Here is a 1,711-nt window from a genome sequence, read left to right as displayed (position 1 = left end):
TCGTTTTCGTTAGCACTTAGTTTTTCTGGATGCAACCAATCGCTGTTGTAGATGTGCTCAATAACCAGCTTGGTTTTATCTGCTTGGTTAATCCGCTTGTCAGCCAAGCTAATTGCTAACTCATCCTGCAGCTCGACCAACAAAACTACTGGATAAGGAATTAAGGTATGCAGTAGCTTGGTTATATTTGTGAGTCTGTCTTTGTGCTTCTTACCAGCTTTTAGCACAACACGTATTACAGCTACTTCTAGGTATTCAACTGTATCAGTCGCATATATAGAAATATTAACCGTGTCTGGCTTCAGGGTATTGCGCCATTCTATAGATTGAATAACGTCTGTGACTAATTTTTTATCATGACTACTAAGCTCATTGTTATCTGTGAGCATTTTTTTAGTGATGCGCGTACCGAGGAATGTAGAATCAGGAAGCTTTAAGTGGTCACATACCTTGTCTATCAAGCTGCTACAAGCTTGAGAATGATCTTCTTCTTCAGAAGCAGCTTGAAAATCTATATAGTCCATTACAAGACAACCATATAACTAATCACTTCAAAGTCATTCACGTTTTGAGTGCTAGATGCTGATAAGACTGTTCCGCCTCTGTTAAACAAGCTTATAGCGCCAATCTCTTCGCTTTTACCAGCAATATTTTCCACTGCTTTTGATAAAAGATTTTGATAATGTTTCATCTGTTTACCATTTTTAGTTCTGCTAGCAAACTCTTGATAAGCTGTACTGGACTGGCTAACCTCGGTTAGCTCTGACCCTAGCTTTTTACATAGATCAAGAATATTCTTGGAATGGGTAAAGGAAAGTAAAACCTCTTCTTCATCAGAGACATAAACAAGATAGTAAGGTGCGAGAGAATAGCTGTCTTCAACTTGTACTTTACCCTTGATATCTTTTAGACAGAAAATAACACCTGGTTCAACCTCATCCTGTAATCCTGCAAACTGGCTTGATTCTGACTCAAAGGCTTCTTTAGATACAATCACAGGAGCGAACAAACCAATTGGAGTTTGCTCTAGCAAGCTAGTATTATCTTGCTCATTATTACTAATAAAGCCTGTTAAATCCATTCTAAAGTCATTGAGAGTGAGATCTGTTATTGATACCCCACCAGATATTTCCTCAAGGTCTACGACGGCATTTTGAAGCTGTTCAAGCTGCTTTCTGCGATACTCAAGATCATTCATCCCTTTGTTTATTTTCGGGTCTTGCTCAATTATATTTTCTTCACCTGTTGCTGAAATATCAAGTAAGACCATTCGACCACTAACTCTAGCTTCAAGATTAATATACTCATCTAATTCCATGTTTGGCCAAAAGTTAACAAGTTGAATGACATCATTGGTTGAACCTAAACGATCAATACGCCCAAAACGCTGAATGATACGAACTGGATTCCAATGGATATCATAGTTGATAAGATAGTCGCAGTCCTGAAGGTTCTGACCTTCTGAAATACAATCAGTAGCGATTAAAATATCAATCTCTTCTTTAAACTCAGGGAATACTTTGTCACGTTCTTTCGATTTAGGTGAGAAGTGAGTAAGAAGGCTGTTCAAGTCTGTTTTGAACTTCTTACCATCAGTTCCACGTAAAGTCGTCTCTGTACGTTGCCCCGTAATAATAGCTGAATGGAGACCTAGCTCTTGCTTGGCCCATGGAAAAATGTTTTCATACAGGTATTCTGCTGTATCAGCAAA

2 protein-coding genes are annotated in these 1,711 nt (G+C 38.3%); both read right to left on the bottom strand.

The genetic code is table 11. The annotated features are described in order from the left end of the window. A partial coding sequence (locus ACT3QP_RS14725) for a DUF4391 domain-containing protein (RefSeq protein ID WP_444526016.1) occupies nt 1-524 on the bottom strand: 524 nt, incomplete at its 3' end. Further along, nucleotides 524-1,711, bottom strand: a 1,188-nt coding sequence (locus ACT3QP_RS14720) for a helicase-related protein (protein WP_444526015.1), incomplete at its 5' end; no start/stop codon positions are given. The genes ACT3QP_RS14720 and ACT3QP_RS14725, both read right to left, overlap by 1 nt.

Source organism: Psychrobacter sp. AOP7-B1-24 (genome assembly GCF_052376215.1).
GTDB lineage: Bacteria > Pseudomonadota > Gammaproteobacteria > Pseudomonadales > Moraxellaceae > Psychrobacter.
This window is presented reverse-complemented; position numbering and strand designations above follow the sequence as displayed.